Origin of the sequence: Aquitalea aquatilis, from assembly GCF_005155025.1 — a bacterium.
Classification (GTDB): Bacteria; Pseudomonadota; Gammaproteobacteria; order Burkholderiales; family Chromobacteriaceae; genus Aquitalea; species Aquitalea aquatilis.
On record NZ_CP039731.1, the window covers coordinates 1,640,069 to 1,658,842 of the forward strand.

At 56.3% G+C, this 18,774-nt stretch carries 11 protein-coding genes, 2 tRNA genes and 3 rRNA genes; 10 read left to right on the forward strand and 6 right to left on the reverse strand.

All coding sequences use genetic code 11. From position 1 onward, the window contains the following. Positions 1-53: 53 nt before the first annotated feature. A complete protein-coding gene (locus FAZ30_RS07650; RefSeq protein ID WP_124644211.1) occupies positions 54-413 on the reverse strand; it encodes a 50S ribosome-binding protein YggL in 360 nt (119 codons plus the stop codon). Positions 414-493: 80 nt separating this feature from the next. Then, positions 494-1,969 (reverse strand): 4-hydroxy-3-polyprenylbenzoate decarboxylase, encoded by a 1,476-nt coding sequence (gene ubiD / locus FAZ30_RS07655; RefSeq protein ID WP_137009201.1) that lies wholly within the window; start codon positions 1,967-1,969, stop codon positions 494-496. A 147-nt stretch (positions 1,970-2,116) separates the two neighbouring features. Here ubiD and FAZ30_RS07660 point away from each other — a divergent pair, with 147 nt between their 5' ends. After that, entirely contained in the window at positions 2,117-2,713 is a 597-nt protein-coding gene (locus tag FAZ30_RS07660) for an OmpW/AlkL family protein (RefSeq protein WP_137009203.1), read from the forward strand. A gap of 103 nt (positions 2,714-2,816) precedes the next feature. Then, positions 2,817-3,872 (forward strand): PLP-dependent cysteine synthase family protein, encoded by a 1,056-nt coding sequence (locus FAZ30_RS07665; protein ID WP_124644214.1) that lies wholly within the window; start codon positions 2,817-2,819, stop codon positions 3,870-3,872. Positions 3,873-3,898: 26 nt separating this feature from the next. Here FAZ30_RS07665 and FAZ30_RS07670 read toward each other — a convergent pair whose 3' ends face one another. Then, positions 3,899-4,594: a pyrimidine 5'-nucleotidase gene (locus tag FAZ30_RS07670; RefSeq protein WP_246043416.1), complete on the reverse strand. Its 696-nt coding sequence runs from the start codon at positions 4,592-4,594 to the stop codon at positions 3,899-3,901. Positions 4,595-4,907: 313 nt separating this feature from the next. On the opposite strand from FAZ30_RS07670, the gene FAZ30_RS07675 reads away from it, so the two are divergent. From FAZ30_RS07675 to FAZ30_RS07700, 6 genes are all read left to right on the forward strand, one after another. After that, a 16S ribosomal RNA gene (locus tag FAZ30_RS07675) occupies positions 4,908-6,443 on the forward strand. 64 nt (positions 6,444-6,507) lie between these two features. Further along, positions 6,508-6,584 (forward strand) — tRNA-Ile (locus tag FAZ30_RS07680). Positions 6,585-6,588: 4 nt separating this feature from the next. Further along, a tRNA-Ala gene (locus tag FAZ30_RS07685) sits at positions 6,589-6,664 on the forward strand. A gap of 276 nt (positions 6,665-6,940) precedes the next feature. Next, a 23S ribosomal RNA gene (locus FAZ30_RS07690) occupies positions 6,941-9,832 on the forward strand. A gap of 147 nt (positions 9,833-9,979) precedes the next feature. Next, positions 9,980-10,094, forward strand: a 5S ribosomal RNA gene (gene rrf / locus FAZ30_RS07695). Together the 16S, 23S and 5S rRNA genes with 2 tRNA genes alongside form the textbook arrangement of a ribosomal RNA operon. A 207-nt stretch (positions 10,095-10,301) precedes the next feature. Next, a complete protein-coding gene (locus FAZ30_RS07700) occupies positions 10,302-10,655 on the forward strand; it encodes a DUF5329 family protein (RefSeq protein ID WP_137009205.1) in 354 nt (117 codons plus the stop codon). Between the two features lie 61 nt (positions 10,656-10,716). On the opposite strand, the gene FAZ30_RS07705 is transcribed toward FAZ30_RS07700, so the two are convergent. Genes FAZ30_RS07705 through FAZ30_RS07715 form a run of 3 tightly spaced genes read right to left on the reverse strand, consistent with a single transcriptional unit; the run spans position 10,717 to position 16,454 of the window. Continuing rightward, positions 10,717-12,111 (reverse strand): efflux transporter outer membrane subunit, encoded by a 1,395-nt coding sequence (locus FAZ30_RS07705; protein WP_246043417.1) that lies wholly within the window; start codon positions 12,109-12,111, stop codon positions 10,717-10,719. Continuing rightward, positions 12,104-15,247, reverse strand: a complete 3,144-nt coding sequence (locus tag FAZ30_RS07710) for an efflux RND transporter permease subunit (protein ID WP_137009209.1) — start codon at positions 15,245-15,247, stop codon at positions 12,104-12,106. The genes FAZ30_RS07705 and FAZ30_RS07710 overlap by 8 nt, the downstream gene beginning before the upstream one ends. A 13-nt stretch (positions 15,248-15,260) precedes the next feature. After that, a complete protein-coding gene (locus tag FAZ30_RS07715) occupies positions 15,261-16,454 on the reverse strand; it encodes an efflux RND transporter periplasmic adaptor subunit (protein WP_233578691.1) in 1,194 nt (397 codons plus the stop codon). A gap of 658 nt (positions 16,455-17,112) precedes the next feature. On the opposite strand from FAZ30_RS07715, the gene FAZ30_RS07720 reads away from it, so the two are divergent. Together FAZ30_RS07720 and FAZ30_RS07725 are read left to right on the forward strand one after the other, a co-directional pair. Continuing rightward, a complete protein-coding gene (locus FAZ30_RS07720; RefSeq protein ID WP_124645588.1) occupies positions 17,113-18,015 on the forward strand; it encodes an ABC transporter ATP-binding protein in 903 nt (300 codons plus the stop codon). Next, entirely contained in the window at positions 18,015-18,770 is a 756-nt protein-coding gene (locus FAZ30_RS07725) for an ABC transporter permease (RefSeq protein ID WP_124645589.1), read from the forward strand. Before FAZ30_RS07720 ends, FAZ30_RS07725 begins: the two co-directional genes overlap by 1 nt. Positions 18,771-18,774 lie beyond the last annotated feature (4 nt).

An 18,774-nucleotide genomic window follows, 5' to 3' on the forward strand; every position in this document is an offset into this window, starting at 1 on the left:
AATAGATGTAAAAAAACCGGCTCAAGGCCGGTTTTTTTATCGGTACCGCACAATCAGGCGCTATGCCACAGATCGATCAGGTCACCGGCTTCCACATTGGATACTTCGCTGCGTGCTTGCAGCCAGGCTACCAGCTTGCTGCGGATTTCTTCGGTAATGGCTACTTCACCCACCGGGAAAACCACACCTTCCAGCTTTTCATTACCATCGAAATGGCCACCGAAGCTGATGGCGGTATCGTCGATGCAGTTGAGCCAGTCGTCCAGCAGCGCATCGGTATCAACACCCTTGGCGATGGTGGCGATCAGGTGAAAACCCAGCTCGCGGTATTCGCCAACACGCATTTTCTTGCGCTGACGATGGTTCAGACGCTTCAGGCGCTGGGTGGAGTTGGGGTTGTGCAGATCGGACATGATGACTCCTTACAAAAAGACGTGGCGATGATAACAGGCATTGCCGGGCGGCAGGAAAATAGCGGCTGCAGCGGCAATCGTTACAGCCCCAATTGCTGCCAGAGGCTGTCGACCTTCTGTTTTACCGTTTCATCCATCACGATGGGCACCCCCCATTCACGATTGGTTTCTCCCGGCATCTTGTTGGTGGCATCCAGCCCCATCTTGCCGCCGAGGCCGGATACCGGGCTCGCGAAGTCCAGATAGTCGATGGGGGTATGCTCGATCAGCGTGGTATCGCGCACTGGATCCATGCGGGTGGTGATGGCCCACATCACTTCCTTCCAGTCGCGGCAATCCACATCATCGTCCACCACAATGATGAACTTGGTATACATGAACTGGCGCAGGAAACTCCAGCAGCCCATCATCACGCGCTTGGCATGGCCGGGGTATTGTTTTTTGATGCTGACCACCGCCATGCGATAGCTACAGCCTTCCGGCGGCAGGTAAAAGTCAACAATCTCCGGAAACTGCTTTTGCAAAATGGGAACAAACACCTCATTCAGCGCCACCCCCAGCACAGCCGGCTCATCTGGCGGTTTGCCGGTATAGGTGCTGTGGTAGATCGGGTTTTCGCGCATGGTGATACGGTCGATGGTGAATACCGGGAAATAGTCCTGCTCGTTGTAATAGCCGGTATGGTCGCCATAAGGGCCTTCCAGGGCCATGTCATCAGGATGAATATGGCCTTCCAGCACAATCTCGGCCCGCGCCGGCACTTGCAGATCAGAGCCGATGCACTTCACCAACTCGGTACGGCTGCCACGCAACAGCCCGGCAAACTGGTATTCGGACAAGGTATCCGGCACCGGAGTGACTGCGCCCAGAATGGTCGCCGGATCACAGCCCAGTACCACGGCCACCGGATAGGGCTGGTCAGGATGCTGTTGGCGAAATTCACGGTAATCCAGTGCACCGCCGCGATGGGCCAGCCAGCGCATGATGACGCGGTTTTTGCCGATGACTTGCTGGCGGTAGATGCCCAGGTTCTGCCGCTTCTTGTTCGGCCCACGGGTGACCGTGAGTCCCCAGGTAATCAGCGGGGCAACATCGCCCGGCCAACAATGCTGGATGGGCAGGCGTGACAGATCAACCTCATCCCCCTCCCAGACAATCTGCTGGCAAGGGGCTTTGCTGACCACTTTGGGGGCCATGGACAGCACCTGCTTGAGCAGTGGCAGCTTGTCCCAGGCTTCCTTCAGCCCCTTGGGCGGTTCCGGCTCTTTCAGGTAGGCTAGGGTCTTGCCGATTTCACGCAACTGCATCACGTCGCTGGCCCCCATGCCCATGGCGACCCGCTTGGGCGTGCCAAACAGATTGGCCAGTACCGGCATGTGGTAAGTCTGCGTATCGTGCCGGGGTTGTTCGAACAGCAGGGCGGGGCCAGCCGCTTTCAGTACCCGGTCGCCAATCTCTGTCATCTCCAGATGTGGCGAAACCGGAAGGCTGATTCTTTTCAATTCGCCTTGCTGTTCCAATTGAGCAACAAAGTCCCGCAGGTCGGCATATTTCATGACTGTTTCATGATCTTAAGCAAAGTTTTGACCGGAAGGTTTGGTTAACCTCCGCTTGAACGTCGCAAGCTACTGCCGACCTATTAGAAAGTCAATTACGGTAGAAGCCCAAGACCGTGAACTTGCCTACACTCTTGGAGAATACAAATGAAAAAGCTTGCTCTGGCTGCGGCCATCGGTCTGATTTCCGCTAGCGCCTTCGCCGCTCAAGGCGATATCCTGGCCCGTTTCCGTGTGATCAACGTGAACCCGGATGTCAGTGCTGATAGCACCCTGTCCGCCATTCACACCGATGTGAAGTCCGATACCGTGCCGGAACTGGACTTCACCTACATGATCACCAATAACATTGGTGCCGAACTGATCCTGGGTACTTCCCGTCACGAAGTGAACAGCGATCTGGGTTCCCTGGGCAAGGTTTCGGTTCTGCCGCCGACCCTGACCCTGCAATACCATTTCATGCCGGAAGCGACCTTCCGTCCGTATGTTGGTGTTGGTGTGAATTACACTCGTTTCTACAATAACGGTCTGAAAGTTGGCAACACCGCTGTTGACATCGATCAGAACAGCTGGGGCCTGGCCGCTCAAGTTGGTGCTGACGTTGCCATCAGCAAGAACCTGTTCATCAACTTTGACGTGAAAAAGATCGACATCAAAACCAAGGCTCGCATGGGTGGTTCCGATCTGGGCACCCTGAAGATCAATCCGTGGGTTTACGGTATCGGTATCGGCACCAAGTTCTAAGCAACTTGTCTGGCCTCAAGAAAGCGCCTCGAAATCGAGGCGCTTTTTTATTTTCTGGCAATAGAATATTGTATTCTAAATTTATAAATCCAGGAGATAAGGCATGAGTAGTTGGTCTAGTACGGCAGTGCGTAAAATCGAGGCAGATTTCAATCGCTCCAGTGACACCCACCTGATACCGCTGCAGATTCCGGCCCTGCCGCAAATCCAGCTGTATTTCAAGGACGAATCCACCCATCCCACCGGCAGCCTCAAGCACCGACTGGCACGCTCGCTGTTCCTGTACGGCTTGTGTAATGGCTGGATCCGCTACAACACCACCATCATCGAAGCATCCAGTGGCAGTACGGCAGTGTCCGAAGCTTATTTCGCGCGCTTGCTGGGTCTGCCTTTTATTGCGGTGATGCCGCGTGGCACCTCGGCCGAGAAGATTCGCTCCATCGAATTCTATGGTGGTCGTTGTCATCTGGTGGACGACCCGGCCACCATCTATGAAGAATCCCGACGTTTGGCGCAGGAGTTGAATGGCCATTACATGGACCAGTTCACCTATGCCGAACGAGCCACCGACTGGCGTGGTAACAACAATATTGCCGATACCATTTTCAAACAGATGGAACTGGAAGCGAATCCAGTGCCGGAGTGGATTGTCTGCGGGGCAGGTACCGGTGGTACATCGGCCACATTTGGTCGCTACGTACGCTATCAGAAGCTGACGACGCAGATCTGCGTTGTCGATCCGGAAAATTCGGTATTTTTCGATAGTTACTACAGCGGCAACAGCGACTGTCGCTGCGAAGGCGGTTCCGGTGTTGAAGGCATTGGCCGCCCCCGCGTCGAACCATCGTTCATCCCCACCGTTATCGACAAGGTCATCCGCGTGCCCAATGTGGCCAGCTATGCCGCTATTCATTTCCTGGAGCAGGTCATGGGCCGCAAGTGTGGTGGCTCCACTGGCACCAACCTGTTCGGCGTGTGTGAACTGGTCAGCGATATGGTGCGTAATGGCCGGCACGGCTCGGTAGTTACGCTGATCTGCGATGATGGCAATCGCTATCTCAATAGTTACTACAACCCGCAGTGGCTGGAAGATAATGGCCACCAAATTGCATCATGGGTAGAGCGCTATCGTCGCTTCTTCTTCGAAGGCCGCTGGTAACTCCATGCGATCAACTGCGGCGACCCCTACCAGCGTTGCCGCAGCAACTGACTTAGCTTGCTGACCCGCACATCGACAAACGCCGGTTTACGTGATTGCCGGCTGACCCACACTGTACGCATGCCCAATGATTTTGCTGCGTACAGATTGGCTAGTGAATCCTCCACCATGATGCAGCGCGCCGGATCGAGTCGCTCCGCCTGCAGCATGCAGCGAAAGCCACGCCGATCCGGTTTCGGCTGGAAGCGCATTTTCTCCATGCCATAACAGGCAGCAAACTGCTGGCGGATATGCATTCTACGCAGCAGCCCCTCTATATAGTGTTGTGGGCCATTGGAGAGCACGATCTTGCGGCCAGGCAAAGTGCGCAAGGTCGTCCCCAGTGCCGGCTCCCATACCAGCCAGCGATATAGCTCATCCAGCAAATGTGTTTCCTGCAGGAAATGCCGGGCATCCACGCCATGGTGGCGTACCAAACCCTGCAGCGTTGCACCATAACGATGCCAGTATTGCAGTCTCAGCCGCCGGGCTTCCTCCTCCGTCATGGCAAGATGCCGCTCCATATACAAATTCATCATGCGACTGATATGGGCAAAAATGCCCAGGCTCGCCTGATGCAGCGTGTCATCGAGATCAAAAATCCAGGTGGGGACAGACATATGACGGGTCAAAGCAAATGTTAGGAAGCGGCTATTATCATGAGCCAAGTGCAAGACTTCCAACGCTTACATCTTTCTTCTACTGGGTAATGATTTGCTGTTTTATTTAAAATCAAATACTTGCCTTGTTTTCTGCAAAATAATGCACTTTTCTTCGCACAAAGTGTTGACGAGGACAGGGTGCGGCGGTATAGTTCGCCTCCTCAGCAGACAACGCAGCGACGGAAACGAAACGCAGCGACCTGCACCGCTCTTTAAAAAACAGAATAACCGATAGGTGTGAGTACTTGGCGAAAGCCAAATACTTGCACTGCAAGAAGAAGAAGTACTTGTTTATTTCTTTGATCTTGCGTGCCAGAAAATTTGCTATGAGATTGAACTGAAGAGTTTGATCCTGGCTCAGATTGAACGCTGGCGGCATGCTTTACACATGCAAGTCGAACGGTAACAGGGAGCTTGCTCCGCTGACGAGTGGCGAACGGGTGAGTAATGCGTCGGAACGTGCCGAGTAGTGGGGGATAACTATCCGAAAGGATAGCTAATACCGCATACGCTTTGAGAAGGAAAGCAGGGGATCGTAAGACCTTGCGCTATTCGAGCGGCCGACGTCTGATTAGCTAGTTGGTGAGGTAAGAGCTCACCAAGGCGACGATCAGTAGCGGGTCTGAGAGGATGATCCGCCACACTGGGACTGAGACACGGCCCAGACTCCTACGGGAGGCAGCAGTGGGGAATTTTGGACAATGGGCGCAAGCCTGATCCAGCCATGCCGCGTGTCTGAAGAAGGCCTTCGGGTTGTAAAGGACTTTTGTCAGGGAGGAAATCCCTAAGGTTAATACCCTTGGGGGATGACAGTACCTGAAGAATAAGCACCGGCTAACTACGTGCCAGCAGCCGCGGTAATACGTAGGGTGCAAGCGTTAATCGGAATTACTGGGCGTAAAGCGTGCGCAGGCGGTTGTGTAAGTCTGATGTGAAAGCCCCGGGCTCAACCTGGGAACTGCATTGGAGACTGCACGGCTAGAGTGCGTCAGAGGGGGGTAGAATTCCGCGTGTAGCAGTGAAATGCGTAGAGATGCGGAGGAATACCGATGGCGAAGGCAGCCCCCTGGGATGACACTGACGCTCATGCACGAAAGCGTGGGGAGCAAACAGGATTAGATACCCTGGTAGTCCACGCCCTAAACGATGTCAACTAGCTGTTGGGGGTTTGAATCCTTGGTAGCGTAGCTAACGCGAGAAGTTGACCGCCTGGGGAGTACGGCCGCAAGGTTAAAACTCAAAGGAATTGACGGGGACCCGCACAAGCGGTGGATGATGTGGATTAATTCGATGCAACGCGAAAAACCTTACCTGGTCTTGACATGGTCGGAACTTGCCAGAGATGGCTTGGTGCTCGAAAGAGAACCGACACACAGGTGCTGCATGGCTGTCGTCAGCTCGTGTCGTGAGATGTTGGGTTAAGTCCCGCAACGAGCGCAACCCTTGCCATTAGTTGCTACCATTTAGTTGAGCACTCTAATGGGACTGCCGGTGACAAACCGGAGGAAGGTGGGGATGACGTCAAGTCCTCATGGCCCTTATGACCAGGGCTTCACACGTCATACAATGGTCGGTACAGAGGGTCGCGAAGCCGCGAGGTGGAGCCAATCTCATAAAACCGATCGTAGTCCGGATCGCACTCTGCAACTCGAGTGCGTGAAGTCGGAATCGCTAGTAATCGCGGATCAGCATGCCGCGGTGAATACGTTCCCGGGTCTTGTACACACCGCCCGTCACACCATGGGAGTGAGTTTCACCAGAAGTGGGTAGGCTAACCGTAAGGAGGCCGCTTACCACGGTGGGATTCATGACTGGGGTGAAGTCGTAACAAGGTAGCCGTAGGGGAACCTGCGGCTGGATCACCTCCTTTCTAGAGAAGGCGATCGTCAAGTATTCACAACCTATCGGTTATTCGTGATTTAAGGGTAGTAACTGGGTTTGTAGCTCAGCTGGTTAGAGCACTGTGTTGATAACGCAGGGGTCGTAGGTTCGAGTCCTACCAGACCCACCAGTTTGGGGGATTAGCTCAGTTGGGAGAGCACCTGCTTTGCAAGCAGGGGGTCGTCGGTTCGATCCCGTCATCCTCCACCATTCTTACAGTGCAAACAAAAGCGCACACAACCTGTCAGGGTTGCGTGAATTTCTGTTTGCGTTGTTTTTACAATGCCCGATCTTTAACAAACTGAAGAAGCCGAATTAATTAGACGGCGAGATGAAATACATGGAGTTAATTCTGCATGTAGGACAAATCGTCATCTTGGGAATTTGATTGTATCTAGTGTCATGTCGCCATATCAAAAGGGGCGGTGTGGCACGTCGCACAAACACATTCTGTCGGATTGGTAATTTAGGTTACTGAAATGATAGGGTCAAGCGACTAAGTGCATCTGGTGGATGCCTTGGCGATCACAGGCGATGAAGGACGTGTAAGCCTGCGAAAAGCGCGGGGGAGCTGGCAATAGAGCTTTGATCCCGCGATGTCCGAATGGGGAAACCCACCTAGCAATAGGTATCCCAGACTGAATACATAGGTCTGTGGAGGCGAACCGAGTGAACTGAAACATCTAAGTAACTCGAGGAAAAGAAATCAACCGAGATTCCGTCAGTAGTGGCGAGCGAACGCGGAATAGCCTGTATGTGATAGAGATTGAGATAGTGGAAGGACCTGGAAATGTCCGCCATAGTGGGTGATAGCCCCGTACACGAAATTTCATTCTTGGTACTAAGCATACGAAAAGTAGGGCGGGACACGCGAAATCCTGTTTGAAGATGGGGGGACCATCCTCCAAGGCTAAATACTCGTGATCGACCGATAGTGAACCAGTACCGTGAGGGAAAGGCGAAAAGAACCCCGGGAGGGGAGTGAAATAGAACCTGAAACCGGATGCATACAAACAGTGGGAGCCTCGTAAGGGGTGACTGCGTACCTTTTGTATAATGGGTCAGCGACTTACGTTCAGTAGCAAGCTTAACCGCATAGGGGAGGCGTAGGGAAACCGAGTCCGAATAGGGCGATTTAGTTGCTGGGCGTAGACCCGAAACCGAGTGATCTATCCATGGCCAGGATGAAGGTGCGGTAACACGCACTGGAGGTCCGAACCCACTAGTGTTGCAAAACTAGGGGATGAGCTGTGGATAGGGGTGAAAGGCTAAACAAACTCGGAGATAGCTGGTTCTCCCCGAAAACTATTTAGGTAGTGCCTCATGTATCACTTCCGGGGGTAAAGCACTGTTATGGCTAGGGGGTCATTGCGATTTACCAAACCATGGCAAACTCTGAATACCGGAAAGTGCGAGCATGGGAGACAGACGGTGGGTGCTAACGTCCATCGTCAAGAGGGAAACAACCCAGACCGCCAGCTAAGGTCCCAAATGATCAGTTAAGTGGTAAACGAAGTGGGAAGGCCCAGACAGCCAGGATGTTGGCTTAGAAGCAGCCATCATTTAAAGAAAGCGTAATAGCTCACTGGTCGAGTCGTCCTGCGCGGAAGATGTAACGGGGCTCAAACTGATAACCGAAGCTGCGGATTTGCACGTAAGTGCAGATGGTAGGGGAGCGTTCTGTAGGTCTGTGAAGGTGTCTCGTAAGGGATGCTGGAGATATCAGAAGTGCGAATGCTGACATGAGTAGCGATAAAGCGGGTGAAAAGCCCGCTCGCCGAAAGCCCAAGGTTTCCTACGCAACGTTCATCGGCGTAGGGTGAGTCGGCCCCTAAGGCGAGGCTGAAAAGCGTAGTCGATGGGAAACGGGTTAAAATTCCCGTACTTTTGTGTAGTGCGATGTGGGGACGGAGAAGGTTAGGTCAGCGGCCTGTTGGAATAGGTCGTTCAAGCTGGTAGGTGGTTAGGGTAGGCAAATCCGCCCTTTCATTCAACACCGAGAAGTGATAACGAGGGTCTACGGACCTGAAGTGACTGATACCACGCTTCCAGGAAAAGCCACTAAGCTTCAGCTACACAAGAACCGTACCGCAAACCGACACAGGTGGGCAGGATGAGAATTCTAAGGCGCTTGAGAGAACTCAGGAGAAGGAACTCGGCAAATTGATACCGTAACTTCGGGAGAAGGTATGCCTCTTTAGGTGAGATCCCTTGCGGATGGAGCTTGGAGAGGTCGCAGAGAATCGGTGGCTGCGACTGTTTATCAAAAACACAGCACTCTGCCAACACGAAAGTGGACGTATAGGGTGTGACGCCTGCCCGGTGCTGGAAGGTTAAGTGATGGGGTGCAAGCTCTTGATCGAAGCCCCAGTAAACGGCGGCCGTAACTATAACGGTCCTAAGGTAGCGAAATTCCTTGTCGGGTAAGTTCCGACCCGCACGAATGGCGTAACGATGGCCACACTGTCTCCTCCTGAGACTCAGCGAAGTTGAAGTGTTTGTGAAGATGCAATCTCCCCGCTGCTAGACGGAAAGACCCCGTGAACCTTTACTGTAGCTTTGCATTGGACTTTGAAGTGGTTTGTGTAGGATAGGTGGGAGGCTTTGAAGCCAGGACGCTAGTTCTGGTGGAGCCAACCTTGAAATACCACCCTGACCCCTTTGAGGTTCTAACCTTGGTCCGTTATCCGGATCGGGGACAGTGCATGGTAGGCAGTTTGACTGGGGCGGTCTCCTCCCAAAGTGTAACGGAGGAGTTCGAAGGTTACCTAGGTACGGTCGGAAATCGTGCTGATAGTGCAATGGCAAAAGGTAGCTTAACTGCGAGACCGACAAGTCGAGCAGGTGCGAAAGCAGGACATAGTGATCCGGTGGTTCTGTATGGAAGGGCCATCGCTCAACGGATAAAAGGTACTCCGGGGATAACAGGCTGATACCGCCCAAGAGTTCACATCGACGGCGGTGTTTGGCACCTCGATGTCGGCTCATCACATCCTGGGGCTGTAGCCGGTCCCAAGGGTATGGCTGTTCGCCATTTAAAGTGGTACGTGAGCTGGGTTCAAAACGTCGTGAGACAGTTTGGTCCCTATCTGCAGTGGGCGTTGGAAGTTTGACGGGGGCTGCTCCTAGTACGAGAGGACCGGAGTGGACGAACCTCTGGTGTACCGGTTGTCACGCCAGTGGCATTGCCGGGTAGCTAAGTTCGGAAGAGATAACCGCTGAAAGCATCTAAGCGGGAAACTCGCCTGAAGATGAGACTTCCCTGAGGGCTTGACCCTCCTGAAGAGTCGTTCGAGACCAGGACGTTGATAGGTCGGGTGTGGAAGCGCTGTGAGGCGTTAAGCTAACCGATACTAATTGCTCGTGAGGCTTGATCCTATCATTTGAGTGGCTTGGGAGACCAAGACCGAATGGATAGTGAGTGTGCGACGCGATCAAAGATCCAAGAGTAAGATATCTAATTAATTCAGTGTTCCAGACGGAGTCTGGGGTACAAAGCTTCTTCGAGTTTGTTGACAGTTTATGTCTGGTGGCCATAGCGAGGTGGTCCCACGCCTTCCCATCCCGAACAGGACCGTGAAACGCCTTAGCGCCGATGATAGTGTGGCATTCGCCATGTGAAAGTAGGACACCGCCAGACTCCCCATACACAAGCCCAGCTCAACAGAGCTGGGCTTTGTGCGTTTGGGCCTGGCCTGAGTGCCCACAAGCCGCCTAAGGGCGGCTTGGTTGTATCTGGGGCCTGGTCAGGCGGGGCTGCTGCTGCAGCTGGCAATATCGAATGAGGGCAGGCATGATCGTGGCTTTGTGGCGATGGTGCCAATAGTTCTTGATGAGCGGAGACACGATGCAGAAATATGGAGCAGCCCTGCTGCTGCTGGTTGTACAGCAGGCACTGGCGATGCCCACCGGGGTGGCCGGACAGGAGATCCAGTTTTTACTGGATAAAATTGCGAGCTCACAGTGCCGATTCGAGCGTAGCGGTAGTTGGTATGATGCCCCGACTGCGGTGGATCACCTGAAAATGAAGCTGGATAAAGCCGGAGATCAGGTGCGTAGTGCCGATGATTTTATCCAGGGGGTTGCCAGCAAAAGCTACCTTTCCGGCAAGCCATACCATCTGGCTTGTCCGGGGGCTCCGGTACAGGAGTCAGCACTCTGGCTACGGGCTGCGCTCAAGCAGTACCGTCAGAAACACTGAGCAGGATGTCGTGCACAAGAAAAAGCCGCTTTGCAGCGGCTTTTGTTCATCTTGAATCCAATCAGCTTGTCTTGCTCTCCCAGCCTCCACCCATGGCCTTGTACAGGCTGATGGCGGCGTTCAGACGATCAAGCTTGGCATTGACCAGATTCAGCTCTGCCTGGAAGGTGTTACGCTCGGCATCCAGCACATCCAGATAGCTGGAGTAACCGTTGTCGTAGCGCAGTGTCGCCAGATGCAGTGCCCGGTTCAGCGCGGTCAACTGGGTGGTCTGGGCTTCCTGCACTTCGCGGGCTGCGCTGCTGGCAATCAGTGCATCCTGTGTTTCCTTGAAGGCGGTCTGGACTGATTTCTGATACTGGGCCAGTGCCTGGCGCTGGCGGGCGCTGGCGGCATCGACGTTCAGGCCAGTTTGGCCAAAGTTGAAGATGGGGGCCGTTGCATTACCGACAAAACTCCAGGTGCGGGTGGCACCGCTGAATAGCGTTTCCATCGACAGGCTCTGCGAGCCCAGTGCTCCGGTCAGGCTGATGCTGGGGAAGTAGGCGGCCTTGGCCACGCCGATACGGGCATTGGCAGCGACCAGTTGTGCCTCGGCGGCAGCCAGATCCGGGCGGCGCTCCAGCAGGCTGGATGACAGCTCAGCCGGAATGCTGGGCGGCACATTCAGCATCTCAATGGCCTGGCCACGCTGCAGTTTGCCTTCCAGCAGTTCGCGGGGCGAGCGGCCCAGCAGGACGGCGAGGGCGGTTTCGGTTTGCCGCAGCGATTTGTTCAATTGCGGAATGGTGGCACGTGCCGATGCGGCTTCTGATTCAGCCTGGCGCATGTCCAGCTCAGAGGTCATGCCGCCCTTGAAGCGCTTCTGGCGCAATTGCAAGGAGGATTCACGGCTGTCCAGCGTTCGTTTGGCAATGTCCAGCTGTGCGTCAAAGGCACGCATCTGGAAATAGGTTTGTGCAACCTGAGCGCTGAGCGACAGTCGGGCCGCATCGCGATTGTACTGGCTGGCGGCCAGGGTGGCGCGTGCTGCTTCGTTGCTGCGGCGCAGCTTGCCCCACAAGTCCAGTTCCCAGCTGGCCGTCAGATTGGCATTGCGGACATCGGCAATCAGCGGGCTGCCAGGCGTGGTGGTTTCGGCGGAAGTACGAGCGCGCTGGTAGCCGGCGTTGGCTGCCACACTGGGCAGCAGCTGGGCACGGGCAATGCCGGCCAGTGCGGCGGCTTCATCCACCTGGGCGGCAGAGAAGGCCAGATCCTGGTTGTGCTGCAGAGCCTCGGTGATCAGCTGGTCGAGCACCGGGTCGTGGAACTGCTGCCACCAGTCACTGGGCACGCTGGCCTGTTGTGCTGTCGTGCTGGCCGGCAGGTCGAGCTTGGGCCGACTGTAGTCCGGGCCGACTGCGCAGGCCGAGAGGGCCAGGCTTAGCAGCAAGGGGAGAGTGCGTTTACGCATGATCCTTGCCTCCTGCCTCGGTATCAGCCTGAGGCGGTTTTCGTTTGGAAAATTTCATGATCACCATGAAGAACATGGGGATGAAGAAGGTGGCGATGAAGGTGGCTGCCAGCATGCCGCCGATCACCCCGGTACCGATGGAGTGGCGGCTGGCTGAGCCTGCACCACTGGAAATAGCCAGCGGTACGCAGCCCAGCACGAAGGCCAGCGAAGTCATCACAATGGGGCGGAAGCGCAGCCGCGCTGCGGCGAGGGCGGCGTCGGCCAGTTCCATGCCTTCTTCCATTTTCATCACGGCAAATTCGACGATCAGAATGGCATTCTTGGCAGCCAGGCCGATCAGCGTCACCAGTGCCACCTGGAAGTACACGTCGTTGGCCAGTCCGCGCAGCCAGTTGGCCATCAGCGCACCGAATACGGCAAACGGTACAGCCATCAGCACGCTGATCGGCAGGCTCCAGCGCTCGTACTGCGCCGCCAGGATCAGGAACACCATGATCATGCCGAAGGCAAACACCATCACCGACGAGCCGCTGCTGGACTTCTCCTGGAAGGCCGAGCCGGTCCAGGCCAGGCTATAGCCTTCCGGCAGGGTTTCCTGTGCAACTTCTTCCATCGCCTTGAGTGCATCACCCGAGCTGTAGCCCGGTGCCGGACCACCAACGACCTTGGCGGCGGGGAAGATGTTGAAGCGCTCCAGGCTTTCCGGGCCGGTGGTTTGTTCCACATTCACCAGTGCGGTGAGCGGGATCATATTGCCATCCTGCGAGCGGACATAGATATTGCGCAGGTCATCCACCTTGCTGCGGAAATCGGCCTCAGACTGCAGCTGCACGCGGAAGGTGCGGCCAAACTTGTTGAAGTCGTTGACATACAGCGCACCAAAAGTGCTCTGCATGGTGTCGAACACGGTATTGATCGGCACATTCAGCGACTTGGCCTTGGCCCGGTCCAGCTTGACGAACAACTGCGGCACGCTGGCGGAGAAGGTGGTTTGGATGCCTTTCAGTTCCGGACGCTTGGCTGCGGCATCGACCAGTTTCTTGGTGATATTGCCCAGCTCCACGGCGCTGCCACCGGCGCGCGACTGCACATAGCTTTCAAAGCCACCAGTATTGGACATGCCAGAGATCGGTGGCGGGTTGAAGGCCAGCACGATGCCATCGCGAATGCCCATCATGCCTTTGCCAAAGACGTCCTTGACCACTGCCTGTGAGGATAGGTCGGGTGTCTTGCGCTCATCCCACGGTTTGAGGGTGATGAAGGACACCCCGGCATTGGTGCGGTTGCCGCCGGACAGGATGTCAAAGCCGGCGAAGGACATGCGGTCTTTCACCGCCGGGTTGCTGGCCATCATGTTATCCAGCTTGTCCATGGTGGCTTCGGTACGTTGCAGCGAAGCACCGTCAGGCAAGATGGCCACGGCCAGGATATAGCCCTGGTCTTCATCCGGTGCCAGGCTGGACGGAATGGTGCGGAACAGCCCGGCGCTGAGTGCGATCAGGCCAGCAAACAGCAGCAGCCCCAGCAGCGCACGCTTGATCAGAAAGTTGACGCCAGCGGTGTAGCGTGCCGTCTGGCGGTCAAACCAGTTGTTGAACCAGACAAAGAAGCGCGCCGGATGCTGATGGCCTTCCTTCAGGATCAGTGCGCACAGCGCCGGGGTCAGCGTCAGTGCCACCAGGCCGGAGATGGTGACCGAGACGGCAATGGTGATGGCGAACTGCTTGTACATCTGACCGGCGATGCCGCCCAGGAAGGCCACCGGGATAAACACCGAACACAGCACCAGCACAATGGCGACCAGTGCGCCGGATACTTCTTCCATGGCCTTGAAGCTGGCCTGCAGCGGGCTGAGCTTTTCCTCGGTCATCAGCCGTTCGACGTTTTCCAGCACCACGATGGCATCATCCACCACGATGCCGATGGCCAGCACCATGCCGAACAGCGTCAGCGTGTTGATGGAAAAGCCGAACAGATACATCCCTGCAAAAGTGCCGACGATGGACACCGGCACGGCCAGGCAGGGGATCAGCGTGGCGCGCCAGTTCTGCAGGAACAGGAAGACCACGGCGAATACCAGCAGCATGGCTTCGGCCAGGGTGTGGTAGACCTCATTGATCGATACTTCGACAAACTTGGTGGTGTCGTAGGGAATGCCGTAGCTCATGCCCTTGGGGAAGCTGACGGACAGCTTCTGCATTTCAGCTTCCACTGCCTGGGCCGTGGCCAGCTGGTTGGCACCCGGCGCCAGGAAAATCCCGATAGGAATGGTTGGCCGGCCATTGTGGCGACCGTTGAAGTCGTAGGACAAGGCACCCAGCTCCACCCGTGCCACGTCTTTGAGCCGTACCGCCGAGCCATCGCTATTGGAACGCAGGATGATGTTTTCAAACTCTTCCGGCTCCGACAGGCGGCCCTGGGTGGTGACGGTATAGGTGAAGTCCAGCTTGCCCGGCTGGGGTTCGGCACCGATCTTGCCGGCGGCGAACTGGGCATTCTGTTCCTTGATGGCATTGGACACGTCGCTGGGAGTCAGCTTGAGCTGGGCCAGACGGTCCGGCTTCAGCCAGATCCGCATCGAGTAATCCTGGCCGGCGAAGTTGACCACATCACCCACGCCCGGTACCCGTTTCAGTTCGTCCACCACGTTCAGCAAGGCATAGTTGCTGATGAACAGCGTGTCGTAACTGTTATCCGGCGAGTACAGCGAAATCACCTGCAGGATGGAAGACGATTTCTTGGTGACATTCACCCCCTGGCGGCGGACTTCTTCCGGCAGTTGCGAGGTGACCGACTGCACCCGGTTGTTGACGTTGATGGTGGCCTGGTCAGCGTTGGTGCCGATCTTGAACGACACGCTAAGCGACAATTTGCCGCTACTGGAGCTGACCGACTGCACGTACAGCATATTGTCCACACCGTTGATGGCCTGCTCCAGCGGAGCCGCCACGGTGTTGGCGATGACTTCGGCCGAAGCGCCCGGATAGCTGGCGGTCACCTGGACCACCGGCGGTACGATCTCCGGGTATTGCTCGATGGGCAAAGCCTTGATGGCAGCCAGACCGGCCAGCATGATGATGATGGAAATCACGCTGGCAAAGATCGGCCGCCTGATGAAGAAGGCGGAAAACATGGCTCAGGACCTCTTAAGCGGGTTGCTTGGCAGCAGGAGCGCTGGCATCGGCCCGATAGGGCTGCGGCTTGACCTCGGCACCCGGGCGCAGCTTGATGATGTTGTCCACCACCACCTGCTCACCCGACTTGAGGCCGCTTTCCACTAGGACTTCCAGGCCCACGTCCTGTGATACGGTGATCGGCCGCGGTTGGACCTTGTTGCCTTCTCCCACTACCCACACCATCTTGCCTTGCTGGGTGGTCAGCACCGCGCGCTGTGGCACGGCAATGGCATTGATGCGCTCGGCACCCTTCAGGATGACCCGCACAAACTGTCCCGGCAGAATCTTGCCCTGCGGATTGGCCAGCGAAGCGCGCGAGCGAATGGTGCCCGTGGTGCTGTCCACCAGGCTGTCGGTGAAGTTGAGGAAGCCGTTGTGATCGAACAGGCTGCCGTCGGCCAGTTTGAGCGCCACTTCAAAGTGGCCGTTGTCCTTCAGCTTGAGCAAACCCTTGTCCTGCATCTTGCGCAGATTCATCTGATCGCTGTCCGACATGCTGAAGTTGACGTAGATCGGGTCCAGTTGCGAAATCTTGGTCAGCAGGCTGCCGTCGGCGCTGGTGGAAACCAGGCTGCCCTCGGAACGGGTTTCCTGACTGGTCATGCCAGAGATCGGTGCGGTAACGCGGGTGTAGTCCAGATTGATCTGGGCTTCTTTCAACTTGGCGCGTGCGGCGGCAACCTGTGCCTGCGCAGCCTGATAGGCGGCTACGGCATCGTCACGGTCTTTCTGGCTGACCGCATTTTCCTTGAATAGGGGCATCACGCGGTCGTAGTCCTGGCGCGTGCTGGCCAGTTGGGCTTCCTGCACCTTCAGTGCGGCAGCGGCCTGTTCCAGCGTAGCCTGGTAAGTGGCGGGGTCCAGCTGGAACAGCAAATCGCCCTGTTTCACCGGGCGGCCTTCGGTATAGGCCCGCTTGAGCAGGATGCCGCCTACGCGGGCGCGCACTTCCACTTCGCGTGAGCCGGCCGCCTGGCCGACATATTCAAAATTCACCGGAATATTGCGTTCGCTAATCTTGATGACCGATACCGGCATGGCGGGCATGGCCGCTTGTGCCGCCGGATCGGTTTTCTGGCCGCAGCCGGCAAGGCTGACGGCAAGGGCGCTCAATAACAGCCATTTGCCATGCCGCGCGGGCAGGGAAAGTGAGTGCATAGACATGGAATGTCCTCGACAAGTTGAAGTGAAAATCTGCATCCCCTGCAAGCTGCGCAGGCCCCGACGGGGCGGCAGGCAGGGGCATATTGTTAGTTTCAGTGTTGTCTACTGTATTGATTGTCATGCTGGCCTATGTGCAAGGTGACATAGTCATGTGACAGGCAGCAAGGGAGAGTGCGCATTCTATATACATTCGTGTCTGTATGTAAAATGGTGTTAATACGAATACAGCATCAATTTCTGATAAATAAAGACAATACTTAGGAAAATTCGTTCTTATCCATGCGCGCTGGCAAAAAGATCTTGAAAATTACCGGCCTGTCAGGGGGGAATAGCCCATTACCCTCACCGGGTAAATGTACTTAAAAAACAACACCTCCGGCCCAGGCAGGGCGCTGGGCAGGCCGCGACAGGGCTGGGTGAAAGCGGGTCGCTCGCTCAGGATGAATCATGCATGTGTGGCGGCTGGCTGGGACGGAACTCGGGTGGCCGCCCTGCTTGGCCGCATTGCAGGTCAAGGGCAGGTGCGACAGCTGGGACGGTGAGTGTGCTGATGCAGTGCTTTGCCCTGTGAGCAGGCCGCCACAGGGGCACAACTTTTCCCTAGGCCGGAAGGGCGGCGGTATAATCGCTCTCTTTTTTCCGAGCATTCACCAACCTCATGCCTTCGGCCATCGAAATACAAGCGGTCAGCAAGCGCTATGGTGCGCTGCAGGCGCTGGATGATGTCAGCTTCCGTGTGGAGGCCGGCGAGTTTTTTGCCTTGCTGGGGCCAAACGGGGCGGGCAAGACCACGCTCATTTCTGCCATGGCCGGTTTGTCGCGGCCTGATAGCGGCAGTATCCGCATCATGGGACACGATGTGGTGCGCGATTTCCGTGCGGCCCGCATGAGCCTGGGTGTGGTACCGCAGGAATTGGTGTTCGATCCCTTCTTGTCGGTACGGGAAACCTTGCGCTTTCAATCCGGCTATTTCGGCCTGACCCGCAACGACGACTGGATCGACGAGCTGCTGTTCAAGCTGGGCCTGGCCGACAAGGCCAATGTCAATTTGCGTGCGCTGTCCGGTGGCATGAAGCGCCGGGTGATGGTGGCGCAGGCGCTGGTGCACCGTCCGCCGGTGATGGTGCTGGACGAGCCGACCGCCGGGGTGGATGTCGAACTGCGCCAGAGTCTGTGGGCCTTCGTCAAGGAATTGAACGAGGCCGGTCATACCATCGTGCTGACCACGCATTATCTGGAAGAAGCAGAAACCCTGTGCAACCGCATTGCCATGCTCAAGCGCGGCAAGCTGGTGGCGCTGGAGAGCAAGGACAAGCTGTTGCAGCATGGCAAGGAGCGCGAGGTGGCATTCAAGCTGTCGGCACCCTTGCCGGATAGCCTGCTGCCCAGCAAGGTGCGCGAGGAAGATGGGCGCATCGTGCTAAAGCTGGCGGAGCTGAGCCAGCTGGAAGGCGTGCTGGCCACGCTGCGCGAAGCTGACGTACGTGTACGCGAACTCAATGTGGTGGAGGTGGATCTGGAAAGCGTGTTCGTGAACATGATGCACGGGGGGCGTAGCTGATGCAGGGCTTCCTGACTTTGTTCCGCAAGGAGCTGGTGCGCTTCTGGAAGGTGTCCTTCCAGACCGTGGCCGCACCGGTGCTGACGGCACTGATGTACCAGCTGATCTTTTCCCATGTGTTGTCGCGCCATGCCGAGGCCTATCCGGGGGTGGGTTATACCGCTTTCCTGATTCCGGGTCTTGCCATGATGTCGATGGCGCAAAATGCCTTTGCCAATAGTTCGTCCAGCCTGATCCAGTCCAAGATCACCGGCAATATCGTGTTCTTGCTGTTGCCGCCGCTGACGGCGCTGGAGTTTTTTGCCGCCTACATGCTGGCATCCATCGTGCGCGGCCTGGCCGTTGGCGCTGGCGTGCTGGTGGTGACGGCCTGGTTCGGCTTGCCGCTGCCCAGTCATCCGGGCTGGGCACTGCTATTCGGCATTCTTGGCTGCGGTGTGCTGGGCACGCTGGGGGTGATTGCCGGCATCTGGGCAGAAAAATTTGATCAACTGGCTGCATTCCAGAACTTTTTGATCATGCCGCTGACTTTCCTGTCTGGCGTGTTCTATTCCATTAACAGTCTGCCGCCATTCTGGTATGCCGTATCGCATGTGAACCCGGTCTTTTTCATGATCGACGGTTTCCGTTACGGCTTTTTCGGCCAGGCCGACGTCAGCCCCTGGCTGTCGCTGGGCGTGGTTGGCGGCAGTTTTATCTTGCTTTCCGGGCTGGCTTTGTGGCTGATCAAATCAGGCTACAAGCTGCGCCATTAGGATG